Raw genomic sequence first — 1,075 nt, 5'->3', positions numbered from 1 at the left:
ATTGTTGCCCTTCTTCTTGGGCTTATCTTTGGAGCTATGAGTTCGACTCACAACAAGGTCCTTCGTGGCATTTCACGTGTTTATGTCGAAATATTCCAAAATACACCCTTGCTTGTGCAATTCGTGGTTGTCTTCTATGGGATTTCAATCTTGACTGATGGTCATATCATGATCCCAATTTCATTGACAGCTATCCTTTGTGTGGGTGTCTACACAGGAGCCTATATCTCTGAAATTATTCGTACAGGTATCGAGGCGGTTCCTAAAGGTCAAACCGAAGCCGCTTTATCGCAAGGATTCACCTACGCTGATACCATGCGTATCATCATCTTGCCTCAAGCCGTGCGTACTATCTTGCCACCATTGACCAACCAAGTGGTTAACTTGATTAAGAATACTTCAACAGTTGCCATCATCTCTGGGGCAGATATCATGTTCACGGCTAAGGCTTGGGCTTATGATACCACTAACTATGTGCCGGCCTTTGCTGGGGCTGCCTTCCTCTACTTTATCATGTGTTTTCCTCTAGCTACTTGGGCACGTCGTAAAGAAGAAGAGAATAAGAAAGCTTACTAAGGAGGTACATTATGTCAGAAGTTTTATCAGCTACTAACCTTAAATTCTTGGCACAAGGGATGTGGACGACTCTTTACTTGTCTTTCTTCATCATCGTGCTATCTACCCTGTTCGGTACTATTCTGGCGGTGATGCGTAACGGAAAGAATCCTATTCTTCGTTGGATGGCTTCTATCTACGTTGAGTTCGTCCGTAATGTTCCTAACTTGCTTTGGATTTTCATTATCTTCCTGGTCTTCCAACTCAAGTCAACCGCTGCAGGGATTACCTCTTTCACGGTCTTTACTTCAGCTGCCTTGGCGGAAATCATTCGTGGGGGACTGAACTCTATCGACCATGGCCAAACGGAAGCCGGCTTGTCTCAAGGATTTAACAACAAACAAATCTTTATTTACATCATCTTCCCACAAGCTATTCGTAAGATGTTGCCATCTATCATTTCTCAATTCGTAACAGTTATCAAGGATACTTCTTTCCTTTACTCTGTTATCGCCTTACA

The 1,075-nt window shown here is 43.3% G+C and carries 2 protein-coding genes; both read left to right on the top strand.

Annotation, left to right across the window (positions count from 1 at the left end):
• Positions 1-576, top strand: a 576-nt coding sequence (locus O3670_RS10940; RefSeq protein WP_371596176.1) for an amino acid ABC transporter permease, incomplete at its 5' end; no start/stop codon positions are given.
• 11 nt (positions 577-587) lie between these two features.
• A partial coding sequence (locus tag O3670_RS10935) for an amino acid ABC transporter permease (RefSeq protein ID WP_371596175.1) occupies positions 588-1,075 on the top strand: 488 nt, incomplete at its 3' end.

The organism is Streptococcus sp. 27098_8_74 (assembly GCF_041431705.1).
In the GTDB taxonomy this organism is placed as follows: Bacteria; Bacillota; Bacilli; order Lactobacillales; family Streptococcaceae; genus Streptococcus; species Streptococcus salivarius_E.
This window is presented reverse-complemented; position numbering and strand designations above follow the sequence as displayed.